The following is a 4,105-nucleotide window of genomic DNA, read 5'->3' as shown; positions in this document are numbered from 1 at the left end:
ACCAAGAGCGGACACTGCTTGTAGGGGCCGCCCTCCGTGGCGGCCCGCCGACCGCGTCGGGTGTGGACCCGGGCGCACCCGCTGCCGCGGCTACGCGGTCGCGCCGCCCGGCTTCATCTTCGTGGTGGCGGTCTTGTCCTTGTCGCCGTGCGAGCCGTTGGCCCCGTTCGCGGGGGCCGGGCCGTGGGCGGTCGGCTCGACCCACCCGACGTACCCCGGGCCGATCGGCCCCGACGGGTTCGCGGCGAATGCGCCGTCGACGAGCAACTTCTGCTCGCGCTCGTGGACGTGGTGCGACCCGGTCGAGGGGCTCGCGCTGGCGTCGCGGCCGACGTACTCGAACGGGAAGTTCATCGCCCGGAGCCGGGGCTCGACGAACGACCACCCGCCCATGTTCTGCGACTCCTCTTGCACCCACACCCACTCGCGGCACTTCGGGAACCGGCTGAGAACGGCCGCGAGTTGCTCCGCGGGCCACGGGTAGAACTGCTCGAGCCGCACCACCGCGACGCTCTGGGCCTTGGCCTCGTCGCGCCGGGCGGCGAGGTCGTAGTACACCTTGCCCGAGCACAGCAGCACCCGGGTGACCGCGGCCGGGTTCGCCTTCTGGTCGTCGAGCACCTCGCGGAAGTGGTTCCCCGTGGTGAACTCCGACACCGGCGACGCGGCCTGGTGCTCGAGCGGCTTCTTGTCGGTGAACCGGAGCAGGCTCTTGGGGGTCATCACCACGAGCGGCTTGCGGAAGTTCCGCCGCACCTGCCGCCGGAGCATGTGGAAGTACTGGGCCGGGGTGGTCGGGTACACGACCTGCATGTTGTCCTCGGCGCACATCTGGAGGAACCGCTCGAGCCGGGCCGACGAGTGCTCCGGCCCCTGGCCCTCGTAGGCGTGCGGGAGCAGCATCACGAGCCCGTTGGACCGGTTCCACTTGGACTCGCCGGACGTGAGGAACTGGTCGATGATGACCTGCGCGCCGTTGGCGAAGTCGCCGAACTGGGCCTCCCACATGACGAGCGAGTGCGGGTCGTCGAGCGCGTACCCGTACTCGAACCCGAGGACCGCGGCCTCGGACAGCGAGCTGTCGAACACGTCGAACGCGGCCTGCTTCGGGTCCAGGGTCGCGAGCGGGTAGTGGTCGGCCCCGGTGTTGAAGTCGACCACGACCGCGTGCCGCTGGGTGAACGTGCCGCGGCGGCTGTCCTGGCCCGAGAGCCGGACCGGCGTGCCCTCGAGCACGAGCGAGCCGAACGCGAGCGCCTCGGCGGTGCCCCAGTCGAGGTGCCTGCGGGCCTTGATATTGTCGCGGCGCGCCTCGAGGATCTTCTGGAGGTTCGGGTGCGGGGTGAACCCGGCGGGGAAGGTGCCGACCGCGTCGGCGACGCGGTCGAGGGTCGCGTCCGGCACCCCGGTGGCGACCGGGGCGTGTGAGTAGTCGTGGGTGAACCCCTTCCACCGGCCCGAGAACCCCTCCATGCCCCGCTTGCGGCTCTGGCCGCTCTTCACGAACGCCTTGGTCTCGTCGTACGCCTTCTGCATCCGCTGCTTGTACTCGTCGGCGGCGGTGTCGGCGACCTGCACGGCCTCTTCGAGCTTGCCGGCGAACGCCTCGCCGATCGCCTCGGACACGTGGGCCGCGACGCCCCCGCCGCCGGACGTCTCCTCGGCGAGGTGCTTCGCGTACACCCGCGACAGCGGCTCCTTCTTCTCGATCACCTTGGACTGGATCGGCTGCGTGTACCCCGGGTTGTCGCCCTCGTTGTGCCCCCACTTGCGGTAGCACACCAGGTCGATGACCACGTCCCGCTTGAACTGCTGCCGGAACTCCAGGGCCAGTTCGGCGACCGCGACGCACGCCTCGGCGTCCTCGGCGTTGACGTGGAACACCGGGGCCTGCACGAACTTCGCGATGTCGGTGCAGTACTGGGTGCTGCGGGAGTCGCGGGGGTTGGTGGTGAACCCGATCTGGTTGTTGATGACGACGTGGACCGTGCCCCCGGTGCGGTACCCCGAGAGGGTCATCAGGTTGAACGTCTCCATGATGACGCCCTGGCCGGCGAACGCCGCGTCGCCGTGGATCAGGATCGGCACGCCGGTCTTCCGCTCGCTGTCGCCGTGCAGCCGCTGCTTGGCCCGGACCCGGCCCTCGACGACCGGGTTGACGATCTCCAGGTGGCTCGGGTTGGGGGTGACCGACAGGTGGACCGACTGGCCGTCGGCGGTCTCGATGTCGGCGGAGAACCCGAGGTGGTACTTCACGTCCCCGTCGCCGTCGTGCGTGGACATCGGCAGGTAGTTGTCCTCGAACTCGTTGAAGATCTCGGCGAACGGCTTGTTCAGCGTGTTCGCGAGCACGTTCAACCGGCCCCGGTGGGCCATGCCGATGATGAACTCCTTCACGCCCAGGGCCGGGCCGCGCTCGATGATCGCGTCGAGCACCGGGATCAGCGTCTCGCCGCCCTCGAGCGAGAACCGCTTCTGGCCGACGTACTTGGTGTGCAGGAACTTCTCGAACAGCTCCGCCTGGTGGAGCGTCATGAGGATCCGGTACTTCTGCCGCAGCGCCATCGGGAACCGGTTGCGGACCGGCTCCATGCGGCCCGCGAGCCACCGCCGCACCTCGAGCGAGTCGATGTGCATGTACTCGGCACCGATGGTGCGGCAGTACGTTTCTTCGAGCGACTGGAGCAACTCGCGGAGGGTGACGGGGCAGCCTTCGAGGCCGAAGTACATCGAGGCGTCGATGGTCTTGTCGAGGTCGGCCGTTGAGAGGTCGTAGGTCTCGATGGCGAGGAGCGGGGACTTGGTCGGGTGCGCGAGGGCCAGGGGATCGGTCCGGGCCTGGAGGTGCCCGGCCTGCCGGTACCAGTTCACGAGCCGCACCACGCCGGTCTGGAGCCGCAGGTCGGCCCCGCTGGCCGCCGCGGGGGCGGACCCGGTGCCGGGCTGGCCCGGGAGCGCGCCGGCGAACTGCATCCCCGCGAAGAACGCCTGCCAGGTGGCATCGACCGACCCGGGGTTGGCCTTCCAGCGGCCGAACATCTCGTCGACGAGTTCGCCGTTCTCGCTGAACATTCCGAGGGCTCCGGGCGGGCGGCAGGCGGGCGGAGAGGTGCGGTTAGAGATACTCCGGCCGCCGGACGGGACAAGGACACCGTGAACGCGGGAGGTGCTCCGGCGCACTCCCGGTACCAGCGGCTGGCCGCTTTCGCTGCCGGTGCCTCTATTGTAGCGCATCGGCGGTCGGGAGGGCTCACGGTTTGAGGGCGGGGAGGTCGAAGTCGCTCGCCGCGGTTCCCGCAGGGGCGAGGCCGATCGTTGCCCCCTTCCAGTTGTTGTCCGAGATGTAACACGGGCGGGTGACGGGCCGGGTGAACGGACTCGCACCGTGGGCGAGCAGCAACCGCACCATCTCGACGTGGCCCTTCCCGATCGCAACGCGAAGCAGTGGCGTGTCGTGCCAGGGCGACTCGGCCCAGCAGACGTTCGCGAGCTGCTTCGACAGGCCGAACACTTCGGCGAGTTGCAGGTAGCCTTCCACCTCCTCGCGCCTGCCCAGCGCGACGGCCGAGTAGAGGTCGAGAACAGCCCCGTGCTTTAACAGAAGTTCGGCGATCTCACGGTGGCCGCGGCTCGCCGCGAGTTGGAGAGGCGACGTCCAGCCCCACCCGTCCGCGTGGACGTCGGCCCCGTGGGCAAGCAGAACCTTCACGACCGCAGTTTTGCCCCGGTCCGCCGCGATCTGAAGCGGCGTGAGCGGGAGCTTGGTGCGGGTCTCAACCGCGTTGAGGAGGTCGGGGCGACACACGAGGATCAGGTGGACGCGCAGCGCGTTCCCCTCGCGCACGCCGGCGTGGATGCTGAGCCTCCAGCTTTGTGTTTCGGTGGGGCACGTCGAATTGACGAGGAACAGAGCGACGGCGAGAGCGGACATGGCGGCCACCTCCGTGTGATGCTGACGGAGTACCCGAACGCCCGCACCTTCGCCAGTCGAACACGCGTAGACTCGCCGTGAAAAGAACGCGCGGCGGACGGGTCGAGGTGGCACCCCCTCACCCGCCGCGCCCCCCCCACCTCTCCCCCGAGACCGGGGGCGAGGGGGGGGGGG

The 4,105-nt window shown here is 69.6% G+C and carries 2 protein-coding genes; both read right to left on the bottom strand.

All coding sequences use genetic code 11. From position 1 onward, the window contains the following. Positions 1-90: 90 nt before the first annotated feature. A complete protein-coding gene (locus ACTIGN_RS16840; RefSeq protein WP_439625879.1) occupies positions 91-3,072 on the bottom strand; it encodes a 2-oxoglutarate dehydrogenase E1 component in 2,982 nt (993 codons plus the stop codon). Between the two features lie 178 nt (positions 3,073-3,250). Next, entirely contained in the window at positions 3,251-3,931 is a 681-nt protein-coding gene (locus ACTIGN_RS16835) for an ankyrin repeat domain-containing protein (protein ID WP_439625877.1), read from the bottom strand. Positions 3,932-4,105: the final 174 nt, after the last annotated feature.

The sequence above is a fragment of the Gemmata sp. genome, assembly GCF_051859125.1.
GTDB lineage: Bacteria > Planctomycetota > Planctomycetia > Gemmatales > Gemmataceae > Gemmata.
This window is presented reverse-complemented; position numbering and strand designations above follow the sequence as displayed.

Bases quoted from the DNA above. Each gene is read 5' to 3' on its own strand.
- ACTIGN_RS16835 (WP_439625877.1), bottom strand. From the start codon at position 3,931: ATGTCCGCTCTCGCCGTCGCTCTGTTCCTCGTCAATTCGACGTGCCCC.
- ACTIGN_RS16840 (WP_439625879.1), bottom strand. From the start codon at position 3,072: ATGTTCAGCGAGAACGGCGAACTCGTCGACGAGATGTTCGGCCGCTGG.